Origin of the sequence: Nostoc sp., assembly GCF_036917435.1 — a bacterium.
Lineage (GTDB): Bacteria > Cyanobacteriota > Cyanobacteriia > Cyanobacteriales > Nostocaceae > Nostoc.
On the sequence record NZ_JBALDM010000018.1, the window covers coordinates 47,985 to 65,182 of the forward strand.

Sequence of the window (17,198 nt, forward strand, 5' to 3'; positions counted from 1 at the left end):
TTGGCACTAAATATCTAACCCAACAACCATTAACTCAGGCGGATGCTCAACATTAAACTGGTAGTAAATCTCTCTTTTTTCTTGTGCTGGAAGAGTTAACTGCCATTCTAAAATGCCCATTTCACCCAGTTGAATTTGTGGATTACTGCGGCTGAGGCGTATTTTAATTTGCTCGTTGCGGCTAACTGGCAATTGTTCAGTTACTTTCAGATTTACTTCTTTGTCGAGTAAGTTCGTAATTATCAACCGATAACTATAAGTAATTCGGCGCTGGTTGCTAATCAATCTTTTGTCTACCAGACGTTCAACTAAATCGCGCTCAATTTTCAAACCTTCATCCATCCCTAAATTCAGTTTGAATTCTTGTCCTGGTGCAATATTCTCTAACTGAGTTGTCCCGATAAAAACATTGTTGCGGAAAATATTCGCTTTGCCTGGTAATAAAGTCGCACCATTGGGATTATTTTTCACATTTGCTTGTAAATAAGCAAAACTTACCAAACGCGGCATTGCCACATAATCAAAGTTACAAGGATAGTCGTCATTAAAAATTGTCGTTTTATGAGGTGCGCCATCACTGGGAATGTTACCGCCACCATTCAATTTAAAGGTAACTACACTCCCTTCTTTGGATAGTTCTGCTGTAACAGTTTCTGCTGGGATAAGAACATCTTCTGCACCTTCTTCTTCTTCTCCTTGCCAATCTGCTCTGGCAGCAGAAGCAGGCGGTTCTGCTATGGTAGGTAGCAGTGGTCGCTGTTGTGTAGACAATTGTCGTTGTCGTAACATTTGTGGACGTGGTGCATCAATATACCAGGGTTCAAGTTTAGGTGGGAGAGTACCTAATCCTGGTTTCGCGGTAGAAAGGGTGAGATTTGCACCAATCCAATCTTCGCCACTACTTTGAGTAATTTCTGCAAGGTAGCCCAGATGGACAATATCGCTGGTAGTGCTAAAGCGCAAGTCATAAAGGGGAGTCCAACTGGCGCGATTTACTATGTAAGACACCTCTAATTCAAATTCACCTTCACCTGCAACTTCAACTGCTACAACTATGCTCAAACTCTCTTTGGGATGGGGTGTTTGAATTTTTTGCAATGAGGCGCGGAGTGTTTCCAGTTCTTTGTCTAATTCCTGCTGTTGGGTTTTGCACTCTCCAGATGCGATCGCATATTCACTATACTGGCTTCCGAGAAAATTCAAAAAATCTAAAGTTTCGCTCAGGCTAAGATTTTTCCGAGACAAACTCTGTGCAAAGGGTTCCTCTGTTTTTTCACTTAACCCGGCGATAAAACTAGACTGCAATACTAAAGCATCGACTTGGGCTTGCAGGTGGCGTTTTTCTGCTTCTAACTGCTCAATTTGCCTTGTCAAATGTGCGGCTCGTTCCGCTACAGGTTCAGTGGTGTAAATGCGATCGCTACTCACTCCCATCAAACGCACTCCTACCGTCCCTGTACCGCTAACCCTAACAGACTCAGTTTCTAGAGTCTCTGGCACTGAGGTAATTACTAATTCCTGTTCAATTCCTGTTAAATCAACTACACCCCGTCGTGTAACCAATGCCCTGTCAGCATACACTGTAACAGCTACAATCTCGCTTTGTACTGTTTTGCGCCAAGATGGTATTTCCGGGTTAACCATTGCCAGTTTTCCCCCATTTTTAATCTGCTGGTTAATTGTCAATGTTTCCCGGTCTAACAGTCAACCCCTTTGGGTAATTCGTAATGGGCTTCGCCCCGCTACGCTAACGTAATTACTCGTTAGTTCGTTCAAGTGTACTATAACTAGGATCAATGTTTTGATCTACAAAATTTCTTGCAGCAGCCAGGAGATACTCATAATAGGTACGAGCGACGATAGATAGCTGCTTCCCTGCGGGGTAAACCATGTACCAATTTCGCTGAATGGGAAAGTGTTGGACATCTAAAATACTAAAATCTGAGACATCTGATAGTAAAGTATGACGAGATAAAACCGAAATTCCTAAACCACCTGCGATCGCTTGCTTGATTGCTTCGTTACTTCCCAATTCCAGCTTAACTTTTACTGTCACCCCTTGTTCTTCAAATAGGCTTTGGACGGCGCGACGAGTTCCTGAACCTGGTTCTCGCATAATAAAAGGTTCGTTAGACAGGCGTTGGATCGGAATATTTTTTTCTTTGGATAACGGATGATTAACCGGTGCAAAGACTATCAAAGGATTTTCTAAAAATGCCTCACAATTCACATCCATATTGTCTGGAACTTGACTCATAATATACAAGTCATCCAGATTCTGACTCATCCGTTCCAAAATTTGTTCGTGATTCGTTACTTGCAAAGATATATCAATCCCTGGATAAAGCTCACAAAACGGCCCTAACAAACGTGGGATAAAATATTTTGCTGTTGTAATCACTGCCAAGCGTAATTGTCCCTGTTTCAGCCCTTTTAAATCTGCCACCTTCATTTCATACTGGGCTATATTTCCAAAAATCTGCCGACAAGTGGCAAATAATTCTCGTCCTGCCTCGGTGAGATACAACCGCTTCCCCACTTGCTCAAATAATGGCAACCCTACCGATTTTGTGAGTTGCTTAATCTGCATAGAAACGGTAGGTTGGGTGAGAAACAATTCCTCAGCAGCCCGCGTAAAGCTACTGTGTCGTGCCGCAGCCTCGAAAACCTTTAACTGGTGCAGCGTCGCTTGTTTCAAATGTGGTTCTCCTCTATATAGTTATTCATCGATATAAAACTAGTATTACTGAAATAGTTGCAAATGCTATAGCGATACCAATAGAAATCTACGAGTTTTATTATAGATAAAACTCTATAACTTCTATTAAAATAAAGGTATTTTATTTATGGATTTAAGAAGTTATTATCAAAACAACAAGAAAAGCGTAAGATCCCTTTCACTTCTTCCTGATGAATGATGATTTTCCCAAATTCATCTATCATCATTCATCATTCCATAATTCTTCTACAATTTTTGTCGGTAGCTTGGTTAAATCTGGTAATCTTAATACTTCAATTTCGGCAACTTGTTCTTTGATATTGACTGGCAAGTTTAGCGGTTGGTGTTTTTCTATCCAGCAGCTTGCTAATGGCAAGGTATGCTCCATTTCGTCTAGCGGACGGGGGATTACCATCACTGCATTTAATTCTCCAATGCGTTCTGCTTCAAACATTCCCGCTTCCACTGCTACCGCGACATTTGCCACAGAACCACGAATAATAGCTGTACACAAACCCGCACCAATTTTTTCATAAGCTGCTAAATGAACATCAGCAGCTTTGAGCATGGCATCACAAGCGCCTACCATCGCCGGAAATCCTCGCGTTTCTACCAAGCCAATTGCTTGATTACTCAGACGGCTGTAATTCCCCTGTTCCATCAATTTAGTGAAACGGGCTGTGATGGGAAGTACTACATCTAGGTTGGGATAAGGTCGGGGAATTACTAAGCTAGAAACCAACTGACCAAACTGTTCAGCCGTTTGCACACCAGATTCTACCGCCAGACGCACATCAGCAATTCCACCCCGAACGATCGCAGTACAATGACCGCTACCAGTTTTTTCATACCCAACGAGGTGAACTCCTGCCGATTTCAGCATCATATCCGCCGTCCCAACGATCGCGGGAAAACTGCGGGTAGAAACTAAACCCAAAGCAGTGTCCTGAAAGGTTTCATGACTACTCGCTCCCTGGCTGGTATTCATAGACCGTTGATTAGATGTTTCCATTTGAACTTTCCCAGATAATCATAAAGCCGACAACTTACAATTAACACTTACTCAGACTAATCGTCAGAGTTTGGGTCGCTCAAGGATTGTCTATGGGGAAACAATGTGGTCAACAGTCTGCTTATGCTCCCTTGTCCATAAATTTGAGTGCCAAAACCATTAGGGGATTCTGTAGTTAGCTGATTGGAGTCTGAGTCATGTTTTATAGACTCTTGGGCGGGTTCTTGCAAGGGGGGTTCAACATCCTTGGCTGGTTCCTCTACAGAAGGAGTTTGGCTTTCTGGAGTGGCGGGAGATTTGAAGTAAGAAATCGACTTATTTTGTTTGAAATCCACAAAAGCCGCAGCTGAGAACTTAGTTGAGGAAGTTACCTTTTCCTCAACTTCCCCTGAGCCATTTTCTTCTTCCTTCTGCGGTGGCGGACTTGTAGAAGCTGGGTTATTTGTAGATGGTTCCGGCTGATTTGTTTGAGCAATTTGCCGACTAGTGTCTCCTAAAATCGAACCAGGTGCAACTACTTGTCCAGGTTCAACTGAATAGTTAAAAACTGTTGTGGCTGAACCAATACAAGCATTTGCTCCAATTTTCCCCTTGCCAACCATCAAAAAACCGGCTCCCAGGTTTGCCCCTGCTTCTACCTCTAGAGTTCCTTCATGGACTTGGAGAATTGCTCCCATGCCAATACAGACCCCTGGCCCAATTACGATCTTGCCGTTTACAGCCGCTTGGAGGATGACCCCAGGTGCAAGTACTGCGCTTGGATGAATAGTCACCTCACCACTAATGTAAGAATCAAAATTATTGCTGAGGCGCAGTGACAGCACAGACATGGAAATTTTAACCTCGGAAGCCGGAGTGGGGAATGAGGAATGGGGAATGGGGAATGGGGAATGGGGAATGGTGAGTGGTCGATATTAAAATTCCCTACTCCCTACTCCCTACTCCCCACTCCCTCCTATGGTCTTTGGATAATTGTTTCTAATACCCGACGCTTGGCTTTGGGGTCAATACCAATTAAGCGCACATATTCCCCTTGGTATTCGCCAAGGTGTCCTTCTACGGCTGCGATCGCTTCTCTTTCTGAGGAGGCTTGAATATGACCGGTACTAGTCCAGGAACCAGTACGGAAGCGGCGCTCATCTACATGTTCAATGCTAATTTTAGAGCCACCAGCCAATAATTGCCGGAGTTGGTCTACTACTTCACTACTCAAGCGGGTACTGGTAGCTGTTGCTGTTGCAGAAGGCGCACTGGTAGTAAATGATTTTTGACTGCCAGAGGAGGCTACTTGACCATTTGGACGTTGGATAATCGTTTCTAATACCCGACGCTTGGCTTTAGGGTCAATACCAATTAAGCGTACATATTCGCCTTGGTATTCGCCAATGTGCCCTTCTATAGCTGCGATCGCTTCTCTTTCTGAGGAGGCTTGAATATGACCGGTACTAGTCCAGGAACCAGTACGGAAGCGGCGCTCATCTACGTGTTCAATGCTAATTTTATAACCACCAGCCAATAATTGCCGCAGTTGGTCTACTACTTCAGTACTCAATCGGGTACTGGTAGCTGTTGCCGTAGCAGTACTAGATGTTCCACTGCTAAATGATGATTTCTGACTACCAGAGGTAGCTACTTGACCATTTGGACGTTGGATAATGGTTTCTAATACCCGCCGTTTGGCTTTAGTATCAATGCCAATTAAACGTACATATTCACCTGGATGGTTTGATATACATTCTTCTAAAGCGGAAATTACTTGATTGGTGGAAGTTGCATCAACTGGCTTGCAACTAGTCCAGGAACCAGTACGGAAGCGCCGTTCATCTACGTGTTCCATACCAATTTTGTAACCACCTGCCAAAAGTTGGCGGATTTGCTCTAGAGTTTCGCCATCGACTTTGCCACTGCTAGAGCCGCTACCGTTACCATTACCATTGCTGTAGCTGCCATTGCTATGACTACTATTAGGAGCTTTAAACGTGGTACCTGGTTTAGCATCACCATCCGGGCGTTGGATGATGTTCTCTAGCACACGCCGTCTACCTTTGTCAATCCCAAATAGTCGGATATACTCGCCGCTATGGTCTGTTATACAGCTTTCTAATGCTGCGATCGCTTCACCAAGCGATCTCGGTTCGATTGGTTGGCAGCTAGTCCAAGAACCCGTGCGGAACCGTCTTTGGTCTACGTGTTCTGTACCAATCTTATATCCTTGTTCCAATAGATAGCGTAACTGCTCTATTGTTTCTGCACCCAAGCTATTGCTCGCCACTTCAGTACTCCTTTCCAACTCTAAAACAGTAATACCACTACCTGTATAAGATTTAGCAATTTCATCCCGAATGGGTGCTATACATTTGCTATCCGCAGCACAAAGATAACCAGCTCGTAGCGCCTGATTAATCCCAACCACATGATGAGCAAATTCCTTATCTTGATCCTGCACATCTGGCAAGCGGTCAGCTTGCTGCTGGGTAGTAATTATCGCTCCCGAAGATATATATTTACCTGGGGGAATTTCTACGTCTTGAATCAAAGCGTGCATCATCACGATGCAACCTACGCCTACCCTGGCATTAAACACTGTAGAACGAAAACCAATGAAGGAATTATCGCCTACGTAAGCTGGCCCGTGAATTAGAGCCATGTGGGTAATGCAAGTATTTTTACCCACCCATACCGAGTATTTCTCTTGGTCATCGCCAATTACTCGACCTTGCTCTAACCCATGAATAACTACACCATCTTGAATATTAGTGTTTTCACCAAGATAAAAAGGTGTGCCTTCATCCGCTCTAATCGTAGTCCCCGGAGCGACGATTACATTTGCACCTATTCGTACATCCCCAATCACATTGGAGAATGAATGTACAAAAGCAGTTTCGTGGATTTTGGGTTCAGCTAAACTCCTTGACCACGGAGTTGGGGGTGCTGCCGTGCTGCGGACTGCCATTGCGAGATTCCTCCTATATTGTCATGAGTCATTTGTCCGTTGTCATTTGTCTTTTGTAATGACCAATGACTAATGACTAATGACCAATGACTATCGATATTGATCTTTTTTGCTGTAAATTAGGCGATCTTCAACGTAAATAGTATCTATGATCGCCACCACTGCTGCATCTAATGGACGCTGTTCATTGCCAACAATTTGACGAGCGGCACTACCACGAGTGATGAGTACCCACTCATCTACTCCTGCTCCCACAATATCTGCTGCTACTTCATACTCTGGTAGGATATTGCCGTTTTCATCTACTAATTGTAACAACAGTAGTTTCACGCCTCTGAGAGCTGGCTCTTTTTGGGTGCTAACTACTGTGCCGCGAACTTTGGCAATTTGCATTACAAATTACGGTCTTCTACCGAAAGGACGAATTGCGTTCACATTTTCCCGGAATTGCTCTACGTCTTCTGTATAACGAATTGGTAGGACATATTCTAAGTTTTCGTGAGGACGAGCAATGATGTGAGTCGATAGCACTTGTCCACCGTTGACTCGCTTCACTGATTCAACACCTGCGGCTACGGAAGCTTGCACTTCTGAAACGTCACCCCGGACAATTACGGTAACTCGACCACTGCCGATTTTTTCATAGCCTACTAGAGTCACACGAGCCGCTTTCACCATCGCATCAGCAGCTTCCACTACTGCTGGAAAACCCAGCGTTTCAACCATTCCCACTGCAATTGACATTAGTTTTAATCCCTATTTAAAGTTTTTAACCTTGGACGAAAGTGATGCTCAAAAAAGCAAAGAGCGTTAATTACTTTTTTTAAACAGCTTTTAGGTACGGAATTGTTCTACAGCTTCGGTGTAACGAATCGGCAAGACGTATTCCAGGTTCTCGTGAGGACGAGCAATGATGTGAGTGGACAACACTTCACCACCAAAGACTCTTTTCGCGGCTTCAACCCCAGCAGCTACAGAAGCTTGCACTTCCGATACATCTCCCCGAACTATCACGGTGACGCGAGCGCTACCAATTTTTTCATACCCTACTAAGGTGACACGGGCGGCTTTCACCATCGCATCAGCAGCTTCTACAACTGCTGGAAAGCCCTTCGTTTCAATCATTCCAACTGCAATTGGCACCGCAGAACTCCTACAAAATTAATGCAATCTGTACTGTCGTTTGAATTTTTTGACGGGGAGAGCCTGATCTTATAGCTAAGAAAACACTTCCAATTTAAGCATAGGAAACCTTGGCGTTCCTGGCAACATAAATTACTATAATAGTTTATGATAAGAAAGTTTTAAAAAACTTAACAAAAATTTATCTGTGCTTCTGAGCAATTAAAGTTTACTGAATTACTTGAGCAGCCACTTATGCTTTATAATTTCTTTATTACATTTACAAAACGACATTCATAACCAAGGCTAATTCTATCTGGGGAGGGAAGATCGACGGCTGTATGTTTTGCTGCATCTATCTTTCGTCAGGTTTTGCGGTATGTACAATGACTAGATGAAAAGTATATAACCTTTTCAAATATATTGTATAAATTACTCTGTTCAAAGTAGAAATACAAATGCAAAAACAGAGGTAAAGTTAAGGCGAGTAAATACTTTTACGTATGTAAAGTTATATTTTATCGAAGTTTAGTAGGGGAAAGTGAAGTAAAAATACTTTTGATAATTTAGTTGAAACAATAATAAAAAAATGTTGATGTTTTCCTAAATTAATTTTTTTAAATAAATAATTGTCTGAAAGATTTTTTAAAATAAAGGCTGAGTCATCAAGGTAAATTTAAATGGATCAATTTCTATTTTCAACAAGTTGGTTTGTGCCTTTATATAGCTTATTAGGCGCAGTTTTAGCGCTGCCCTGGGGAATAGGAATAATTCAGCGAACAGGGCCAAGACCTGCGGCATACATCAACTTGTTGACAACTGTTGTGGCTTTTGTCCATAGTCTGTTTGTATTTAAAAATATCTGGGATAGAGAACCAGAAAAGTTACTCGTGCCGTGGTTCAAAGCTGCTGATTTAGACTTATCTTTTACCTTGGAACTCTCAGCAGTCAGTATTGGGGCAACAGTTTTAATTACAGGTTTAAGCTTTCTGGCACAAGTTTATGCTCTGGGTTACATGGAAAAAGACTGGTCGCTGGCGCGGTTTTTTGCGCTGATGGGATTTTTTGAAGCAGCGTTGAGTGGTCTAGCAATCAGTGATTCTTTGTTTCTCAGCTATGCCCTTTTAGAAGTTTTGACGCTTTCAACTTACTTGCTGGTGGGATTCTGGTATGCTCAACCCCTAGTAGTGACGGCGGCGCGAGATGCGTTTTGGACTAAACGCGTTGGAGACTTATTGCTGCTGATGGCTGTGGTGACACTTTCTAACTTAGCGGGGAGTTTGAACTTTTCAGATTTATATGAGTGGGCGCAAACAGCTAATTTAAGCCCAATGACATCAACATTGCTAGGTTTAGCATTAATTGCTGGGCCGGCTGGGAAATGTGCCCAATTTCCCCTGCACCTGTGGTTAGATGAGGCGATGGAAGGGCCAAACCCGGCTTCGGTAATGCGAAACTCGCTGGTAGTTGCTGGTGGTGCTTATTTACTGTATAAATTTCAACCATTGTTAGCACTATCGCCAGTTGCCTTAAATGCCTTGGTAGTTATGGGTACAGTAACGGCAATTGGGGCGACATTAGTATCTATAGCTCAAATTGACATTAAGCGATCGCTATCTCATTCCACCAGTGCATACATGGGGTTAGTGTTTTTGGCAGTGGGGTTACAGCAAGGGGGTGTCGCCTTGATGTTGTTGTTAACTCATGCGATCGCTAAAGCATTATTATTTATGAGTTCCGGTTCAGTCATATTAACTACCCAAAGCCAAGACTTAACCGAAATGGGTGGACTCTGGTCACGAATGCCAGCCACCACCACCGCCTTTATTGTCGGTTCTGCGGGGATGGTGACAGTGCTACCACTAGGAGGCTTCTGGGCAATGCTAGCATGGGCTGACGGTTTCGTGAATATTAGCCCTTGGGTGATTGGGGTTTTATTATTAGTCAATAGCTTAACAGCATTGAACTTAACTAGAGTATTCAGATTAGTCTTCTGGGGTAAACCGCAACAAAAGACCCGACGCACGCCAGAGGTGGCTTGGCAAATGGCCTTCCCGATGGTGACTCTCACCGTCCTGACTTTACTTTTACCTTTGATGCTACAGCAATGGTACTTACTACCAAATTGGGAAAGTATTAATTGGTTGGTAGCATTAGCGCTGTTTACTTCCACCGTGGTGGGAGTAGTTGCAGGTTCTACAGTTTATCTGCACAAAGCTTGGTCAAGATCCAGATTTTTGGCGTGGAGATTTGTGCAAGACTTATTAGGTTATGATTTTTATATTGACCGAGTTTATCGCGTAACGGTGGTGAGTGCAGTCGCACTGCTATCTAGAGTTTCTGCTTGGAGCGATCGCTATTTAGTCGATGGTCTAGTAAACTTGGTTGGGTTTGCAACAATTCTTGGCGGACAAACTTTAAAGTACAGCATTTCTGGACAATCTCAGGGCTATATGTTGACCATCCTCGCAGTTGTCAGTATCCTGGGTTTTTTCATCAGCTGGTCATCCGGTTTATTAGATAAATTGCCTTTTTAAAGTCATTGGTCATTGGTCATTGGTCATTGGTCATTGGTCATTGGTCATTTGTCATTGGTCATTAGTTATTATCTTCCCCATCTCCCTCATCTCCCCCACTCCCCACTCCATACCTGCTTATGCTTAGTGTTTTAATTCTAGTGCCGTTAATCGGTGCAGCTTTAATTGGTTTCTCGCCGTCTGGCATCAGTGGGAAATTTGCCCGTGGGGTAGCTTTAATTTTTGCCATTGTCGCTTTCTTGTGGACAATTGTACTAGGAATTCAGTTCCATCCTGGGGAAATCACTCAGCAGTTTGCCGAGTCTGTCCCTTGGATAGATGTCTTAGGTTTAAACTATAACCTGGGAATCGATGGTTTATCTTTGCCACTGCTGGTTTTGAATGGACTGTTAACTTCTATTGCTATCTATAGTAGCGATGAATCTCTACAGCGCCCGAAATTTTATTACTCTTTGATATTATTATTAAGCGCTGGGGTAACTGGAGCTTTTCTGGCACAGGATTTACTGCTGTTTTTCCTATTTTATGAATTGGAATTAATTCCGTTATATCTGTTGATAGCTATTTGGGGTGGGGAAAAAAGGGGTTATGCGGCTACAAAATTTCTTATTTATACCGCCGTTTCAGGAATCTTGATTTTAGCAAGTTTCCTCGGCATGGTTTGGCTGAGTGGTTCCTCTAACTTTGCACTAGCAACCTTAAACACTACGACTTTACCCTTAGCGACACAGCTTTTGCTGCTAGCGGGGATTTTGATCGGTTTTGGGATTAAAATTCCTTTAGTTCCTTTCCATACTTGGTTGCCAGATGCTCACGTTGAAGCTTCCACACCGATTTCTGTGCTATTGGCTGGGGTGTTGTTGAAGTTGGGAACTTACGGCTTACTGCGGTTTGGCATGAACTTGTTACCACAAGCTTGGGCTTATTTGGCTCCTTGGTTAGCAACTTGGGCAGTGATAAGTGTACTGTATGGTGCATCCTGCGCGATCGCTCAAACCGATATGAAAAAAATGGTAGCATACAGTTCCATTGGACACATGGGCTATGTGCTGTTAGCAACGGCGGCGGCGACACCATTAAGTGTTTTAGGTGCTGTCATGCAAATGATTAGCCACGGCTTAATCTCTGCCATGCTATTTTTGCTAGTAGGGGTTGTGTATAAAAAAGCCGGAAGCCGTGATTTAGATGTTCTCCAAGGATTGCTGAACCCAGAACGAGGTATGCCCGTAATTGGTAGCCTCATGGTTTTGGGAGTTATGGCCAGCGCTGGGATACCTGGAATGGTCGGGTTTATTTCCGAATTCATCATTTTTCGGGGTAGTTTCCCAGTTTTTCCAGTGCAAACCTTACTATCAATGCTTGGTACCGGCTTAACTGCGGTTTACTTCCTAATACTCCTCGACCGCGCCTTTTTTGGCCGCTTGTCTGCACAGGTTACTAACTTACCACGTGTGTATTGGAGCGATCGCGCCCCAGCTGCAATTTTAGCTGTACTCATTGTGATATTTGGCATTCAACCCGCTTGGTTAGCACGCTGGACTGAACCAACTATTACAGCAATGGTGAATAGCCAAAACGTAGTATTGGCAGTGTCCTTAAATAAAGCAATGGAGAGTAGGGAGTAGGGAGTGGGGATGAGGGACTAGGGATGAGGCAGATGAGGCAGATGAGGCAGATGAGGGGGAGAAGAATTAATAACCAATGCCCAATGCCCCATGCCCCATGCCCCATGCCCAATACCCAATGCCCCATGCCCAATACCCAATGCCCAATGCCCAATACCCAATATCCCAATCCCTATACTTTTTGGAGAGATGGTAATGGTAACTATTAAAAAGAAAGCGGCTCACAATCCCTTAGCTGAGTATATTAAACGTCTGCAAACAGGAGAAGCATTACTCCCTGATAGTCCAGAAAATGTGCTGGAAGTTGTTGGTATTCTTAAAAGCTATGGCGTAGTTTTAGATGCTTATTCAAATAACCTTAACTATATTGCCGAGCATCAGTTTTTAAAATTTTTCCCATTTTTTAAATATTTTAATGGAGAAGTTTCTTTTAAAAAATTACTCCGTCACTGGTGGCATGACAGAATTAATTTTGAGTATGCCGAATATTGCATGAAAGCCATGATGTGGCATGGTGGCGGCGGACTAGATACGTATTTAGATACAACAGAATTTAAAGAAAGAGCGCAAGCTGTTATCGCTGCAAAGTTTAAAAATAATCCCTTAGTTCCCGGTATTAACCAACTATTTCCAGATTTCTTAACAGAATATTTGCGTGTCTCTGCTTACTACACAGGTTTAGGTCAATTCTGGCGAGTAATGGCTGATATGTTCCTCAGCTTATCAGACCTCTACGACCAAGGCAAAATTAAATCGATTCCCGAAGTTGTAGACCACATTAAAACAGCGTTAGTGGCAAATGCGTCAAACCCAATTACCTACGCTGTCAAAATTCGAGGTGAAGTCTATGAAATCATTCCTAAAAGCGTTGGTTTAACCTTCTTAGCAGATACAGCAATACCTTATGTAGAAGCAGTATTTTTCCGGGGAACTCCTTTCCACGGTACAGTTTCATACAACGCCCAAGGATATCAAATTCCCCCAGATCAAACGCGATTTCAATATGGCGCATTGTATGCCGATCCTTTACCCATTGGCGGCGCGGGTATTCCTCCCACCTTGTTGATGCAAGATATGCGTCATTATCTTCCAGAGTATTTGCACGAAATATATCGTCGCAGCCTCCGGGGTGAAGATGATTTGCGAGTCCAAATTTGCATGAGTTTCCAAAAATCGATGTTTTGTGTTACCACAGCAACGATTTTGGGACTGATGCCTCATCCTTTGGATACTAAAGATCCAAATGAAGAGAAAAATAATCGAGTTTATTTAGAGAAGTGGATGAGTCGGTTAGAAACTTCGCAGTTGCTGAATGTGAATAAATAGGTAAATATTAGGCTTCTGGTTCAATGCCTAAAGAGCGCAATTGAGCAGTCAAACGTTCGGCTCTTTCCTCGCCAGTCAACAACAAATTACCTTGCAAATCCCACCAGCGTAGCCAAGGTAATTGCATATTGTAATATTGTCCCTGCCAAAGACCTAACTCAACTCCTAAAGGTTGTATAGGATAATGCCCACGTTCATTTGCTGTTAATAACTGATATTGTCCACCAATTAACTCATAAACTTCTACGCTGGCTTTATTCACTTCATAAATGCCGTAGAAGGGAGGACGAATTACCTGCTCATAAATCCAAAATTTACCCTTCCAAGGAGTTTTATCTCGCTCCTCACTACCATCCCCAGAAACAAATTCTAATGCAATCAATGGGGCAATCAATTCTCGCCATAATACATAAGACCTGCGTGTTTGCCCATCTAGAGTAGGTGGTACATTGCCTACATAGAACCAGTCAGGTGCTTCTGCGCCTTTTTCTGGGGGGTCAGTTATCCGCCAGTAGATACCGCTATCTTGACCAATACAATATTGCCCATCAGGATGACGTTTTTGCAATATTGGTTTAATTGAGTCCGTTAGGAGAATGCTTTGGGGATGTTCCTGAAAGTTTTTCACAAAAGTACCATCAGACTCAGGAAGCTGTGTATGGTCTGGGAACGGTGTGAGGGCGGTGGATGGATCGGTTGCAGAGGTCATAAGACACCTTTGCAGGATGTAAGGGTTGTTTTTTAGTTTAGCAGTGGAAGGAGAGAAGAGCGATCGCTAGCTAGGTATTAACGGTCTTCCTCATTTTGCATCTGTTGGAGAGCTTTAATTACTCTTGGAGGAACTTCATTTTGTCCTACAGGGTATCCGTGATAGCCATCTGCATTATCCGGCTGAAATTCATAAAATTTTCCATCGTAGTATCCATAAATCTGTTTACCATTGATAATGCCTTTATCTAAAACTAATTGTGCAACTTCATCGCTCAAATTCATAATAGTCCCCCAACCATTGGGTGAAGCGTGTTTAGGGCTGGATATGTAACGAGGACGTAGTTGTTGAGCCTGATTTACATGAAATAAGTTAGCAACTGGTAAATTTTCATATATTTCACCGTCTTCGCTGTATCTAACTTCAAGGTACTCACCTGCAAATTCAGGTGCATACTCTAAGCTAATTACAGTCCCCTTCAGATAAGCCGCTCCTGCTAATGAACTACCACTAACATCTTTACTATTGAACTGACATTCATGATAAGCCAATACTTGATCTAAAGTTTTATCTATGAAGGGTCCTTTAGTCATAATTCTAACAAATAAGCTAGCATCTCTTCTATTAGCAGAATGTAATTTTTCATAAACCCAATCCTTAACTGTAAAGTCAATGAATAGTTTACAGCTAGAAAAAGTACTATGTACTTGAATTAGGTCTTTACCTCTTATAGATTCCAATTCATCAATTATTTTTACTAGCATCCCCATCAGGGAATCAGCTTCATACTTATTATTTGATTGTACGATAAAAGAAAGTTCGTTAATCAAGAAGTGCATTCACAGCAACTCCAACAAGTCTTTTTCTGCTTGGTCAAAAAAGCCGTCTGGCCATTCATCAATTCTTCCATCAGAATCCATGTGAGGTGAAATTACCTCAGTAACAGCTTTACCTTGTTTTTCTTGGCGCTGGAAATAGTGCAATTGGACATCTTTCGGCTCAAGTTTCCCGTCATGAACTGCAAGACGAATTCCGTTTAAAACATGATCGCTATGAGTTTCTATCACAACTTGAATCCCGCAACTAGCAGCTAGTGCTAACAATTCTCCCATTTTTGCCTGTCCTCTGGGATGAAGATGAGCTTCTGGGTTTTCAACTAGAATTAGTGTATCAGCTTGTGAAGCAAGTACGGCTACGATAATTGGTAAAGTGTAGGTAATTCCGAAGCCAACGTTAGTTGCACGGTAAGCGTTGCTATCTCCATAACTGCATTGCAAATTTATCAAATCCAGAGATGGATTTGATTTTATCCTTATACGTGTACTTGGGCTAATTTCTCCCATCCATGCTTCTACTTGATCTATTAAAGCTGGTGATTTTTCCTCTGGATCGTCGTATTGTGGCTGTGAAGTTTTTACATTAGGGTGACTTAATTTTTGATTAGCAATAATTTTATTTTCATTGACTGCAAGGAAATGTAATGTATATTCACATCTAGCGCCCAGTGTTCCGAGTAATTGAACTTTGTCATATGACATTTGATTAAATGCTCTTGGCCCTATACGCTCTGCCTCAATGTAATGAAAATTTTGATTAAAAAGACTGGATAATTGATATACTTGATCGTCTACAGATTTTGAAGTAAGGTATAAAAAATTAGATCCCACATCTTCTTCTTCATTTTTAAATTTCCATATACTTTTTATGCCATTTTTCCAAAGTATTTCAAATACTAGTGGTTCTTGTTTAGATGCGCCTTCAAAAATTGCATCTTTAGCTGTACCAATATTAATCAAATCTCCATTAAGTACCAAGCCTTTCTCTGACAACAAACCTTTTTGATACGATTGCCTTAATAATAAAAATGCTTGTAAAACAGAAGACTTACCAGTGCTGTTAAGTCCAGATAAAAGTGTAAGTGGTCTAAATGTAAGGGATTGATTTTGAAAAGGCTTAAAATTTGTGAGTGTCAGAGAATCAATCATAGAAGTACTTCCTGAATTATTTTTTCTATAGTACTAAATCTATACTGTACTTTTTCGGCAGCCTGAGATATAGATTCTAAAAAAACTTTGTCATTGTCTATATATGTCTTGAATGTATCAATCAATTTTTTTTTTCTATCTATTAAAACTTGTATTTGTTCGTTACTTAGTTTACTCAGAAGTACTGACCAAGATTCAAATAGAGCTTTATTTATAGGAAACTGTCTTTTCTGAGAATTAGATATTTTCCGAAATGCATCTTTACCAAAGATGTTCCAGCTAGCTATAATTGTCCTTTGGAAATTATTTTCAATATTATATAACTCTGTGTCAGAGAGTTTATTTGTCTTAGAGAGTGCTTTAGTTAAGAAAGTATCTCTGTTGTCAGCATAATCTTTATAAGAAGTCAAGGTAAAGGCTAAGAAACTTAGTATAAATTCCCGATCATCCATACGCATTTTGCGATCATTTCCAAGTTTAACTACCTCTTTAAATTGTGGATATGCAGCAAGTTTAGTTAAAAACTTTGTTCCCTTACCAGGATTAAGAGCATGGCGTAATTCTTGAGGAGATAAAGCAAGGCCTCCTGTATTAATGCGTTTGAAAATATTATATTTAATTTCTGGAGGTGTGCCTTTTTCGATCAAATATACTGTTAGTTGAGTTTCTTCAAGGCGGCGTTGGTATCTGCGTTCAATTTCATCGAAGGTTTTACCTTCCAGATTTGTAAGATATTCTAATCCAGATAGTTTGAGTTTTTTGTCGAGAATAAAGCGCTTGAGTGCAAATAGACGCTGTAATCCATCGACTACTAACCATTTATCTTCATTAGTAGCATCTATATAAAATGCTGGTATGGGGATGCGGATAATAATAGACTCTATAAGCCTGCTTTGGGCATCTTCTTTCCATATATCCGCATGACGTTGGAAATCAGGTGCTAAATCAAGGGCTTCTTCATTGATTCTTTTAAGCAATAACTCTATTGTTGGTTCCCTAGTTACAATGTTAATTTTATCAGGATCATACTGAAAAGTAACTTTTTCCTCTTGTTCTTCTTCTTCTAAAGTTTCTTCATCAGCTAATTCTATATTGTAATTACTCAAATCTGTCATAGAGCTTATTCCTTAGTATTAACATTTATTTGTTGACTCAGTTATTAGTGATGCTTGATGTAACTACATCAGCAAATGGGGCTTTTTAACTGGTG

At 41.7% G+C, this 17,198-nt stretch carries 16 protein-coding genes; 4 read left to right on the forward strand and 12 right to left on the reverse strand.

Going from position 1 to position 17,198, the window contains the following annotated elements; genetic code table 11:
- Positions 1 to 6: 6 nt before the first annotated feature.
- The 8 genes from V7K98_RS07530 to V7K98_RS07565 all read right to left on the reverse strand — a co-directional run bounded on the left by V7K98_RS07530 (position 7) and on the right by V7K98_RS07565 (position 7,827).
- The gene (locus V7K98_RS07530) at positions 7 to 1,644 is read right to left on the reverse strand and encodes a mucoidy inhibitor MuiA family protein (protein WP_335020576.1); all 1,638 of its coding nucleotides are present in this window, start codon (positions 1,642 to 1,644) and stop codon (positions 7 to 9) included.
- Positions 1,645 to 1,756: 112 nt separating this feature from the next.
- The gene (locus V7K98_RS07535; RefSeq protein WP_335020334.1) at positions 1,757 to 2,698 is read right to left on the reverse strand and encodes a LysR family transcriptional regulator; all 942 of its coding nucleotides are present in this window, start codon (positions 2,696 to 2,698) and stop codon (positions 1,757 to 1,759) included.
- Between the two features lie 244 nt (positions 2,699 to 2,942).
- Positions 2,943 to 3,731, reverse strand: coding sequence for a BMC domain-containing protein (locus tag V7K98_RS07540; RefSeq protein WP_335020336.1), 789 nt, complete (start codon positions 3,729 to 3,731; stop codon positions 2,943 to 2,945).
- A 56-nt stretch (positions 3,732 to 3,787) separates the two neighbouring features.
- Complete coding sequence (locus V7K98_RS07545; RefSeq protein WP_335020338.1) at positions 3,788 to 4,561, reverse strand: transferase; 774 nt, start codon at positions 4,559 to 4,561, stop codon at positions 3,788 to 3,790.
- A gap of 125 nt (positions 4,562 to 4,686) precedes the next feature.
- The gene (locus V7K98_RS07550; RefSeq protein ID WP_335020340.1) at positions 4,687 to 6,684 is read right to left on the reverse strand and encodes a ribulose bisphosphate carboxylase small subunit; all 1,998 of its coding nucleotides are present in this window, start codon (positions 6,682 to 6,684) and stop codon (positions 4,687 to 4,689) included.
- Positions 6,685 to 6,774: 90 nt separating this feature from the next.
- On the reverse strand, positions 6,775 to 7,077 hold the full coding sequence (locus V7K98_RS07555; protein WP_335020342.1) for a EutN/CcmL family microcompartment protein: 303 nt from the start codon (positions 7,075 to 7,077) through the stop codon (positions 6,775 to 6,777).
- Between the two features lie 6 nt (positions 7,078 to 7,083).
- Entirely contained in the window at positions 7,084 to 7,428 is a 345-nt protein-coding gene (locus V7K98_RS07560) for a carbon dioxide-concentrating mechanism protein CcmK (RefSeq protein ID WP_010995041.1), read from the reverse strand.
- Between the two features lie 90 nt (positions 7,429 to 7,518).
- Positions 7,519 to 7,827, reverse strand: coding sequence for a carbon dioxide-concentrating mechanism protein CcmK (locus tag V7K98_RS07565; protein WP_012410633.1), 309 nt, complete (start codon positions 7,825 to 7,827; stop codon positions 7,519 to 7,521).
- Positions 7,828 to 8,486: 659 nt separating this feature from the next.
- On the opposite strand from V7K98_RS07565, the gene V7K98_RS07570 reads away from it, so the two are divergent.
- The 4 genes from V7K98_RS07570 (at position 8,487) to V7K98_RS07585 (ending at position 13,294) form a co-directional block, all read left to right on the forward strand.
- The gene (locus V7K98_RS07570) at positions 8,487 to 10,343 is read left to right on the forward strand and encodes an NAD(P)H-quinone oxidoreductase subunit F (RefSeq protein ID WP_335020344.1); all 1,857 of its coding nucleotides are present in this window, start codon (positions 8,487 to 8,489) and stop codon (positions 10,341 to 10,343) included.
- A gap of 119 nt (positions 10,344 to 10,462) precedes the next feature.
- Positions 10,463 to 11,968 carry an NADH-quinone oxidoreductase subunit M gene (locus V7K98_RS07575; protein WP_335020346.1) on the forward strand — a complete coding sequence of 502 codons (1,506 nt, stop codon included), beginning with the start codon at positions 10,463 to 10,465 and terminating at the stop codon, positions 11,966 to 11,968.
- Between the two features lie 32 nt (positions 11,969 to 12,000).
- A complete protein-coding gene (locus V7K98_RS07580) occupies positions 12,001 to 12,177 on the forward strand; it encodes a hypothetical protein (RefSeq protein WP_335020348.1) in 177 nt (58 codons plus the stop codon).
- A complete protein-coding gene (locus V7K98_RS07585; protein ID WP_335020578.1) occupies positions 12,164 to 13,294 on the forward strand; it encodes a CO2 hydration protein in 1,131 nt (376 codons plus the stop codon). The genes V7K98_RS07580 and V7K98_RS07585 overlap by 14 nt, the downstream gene beginning before the upstream one ends.
- 7 nt (positions 13,295 to 13,301) lie before the next feature.
- Here V7K98_RS07585 and V7K98_RS07590 read toward each other — a convergent pair whose 3' ends face one another.
- The 4 genes from V7K98_RS07590 to V7K98_RS07605 form a co-directional block, all read right to left on the reverse strand.
- Complete coding sequence (locus V7K98_RS07590; RefSeq protein WP_335020350.1) at positions 13,302 to 14,003, reverse strand: Uma2 family endonuclease; 702 nt, start codon at positions 14,001 to 14,003, stop codon at positions 13,302 to 13,304.
- Positions 14,004 to 14,080: 77 nt separating this feature from the next.
- Positions 14,081 to 14,833 (reverse strand): hypothetical protein, encoded by a 753-nt coding sequence (locus V7K98_RS07595; RefSeq protein WP_335020352.1) that lies wholly within the window; start codon positions 14,831 to 14,833, stop codon positions 14,081 to 14,083.
- 9 nt (positions 14,834 to 14,842) lie between these two features.
- On the reverse strand, positions 14,843 to 15,988 hold the full coding sequence (locus V7K98_RS07600; RefSeq protein WP_335020354.1) for an AAA family ATPase: 1,146 nt from the start codon (positions 15,986 to 15,988) through the stop codon (positions 14,843 to 14,845).
- Complete coding sequence (locus V7K98_RS07605) at positions 15,985 to 17,103, reverse strand: DUF262 domain-containing protein (protein ID WP_335020356.1); 1,119 nt, start codon at positions 17,101 to 17,103, stop codon at positions 15,985 to 15,987. The genes V7K98_RS07600 and V7K98_RS07605 overlap by 4 nt, the downstream gene beginning before the upstream one ends.
- Positions 17,104 to 17,198: the final 95 nt, after the last annotated feature.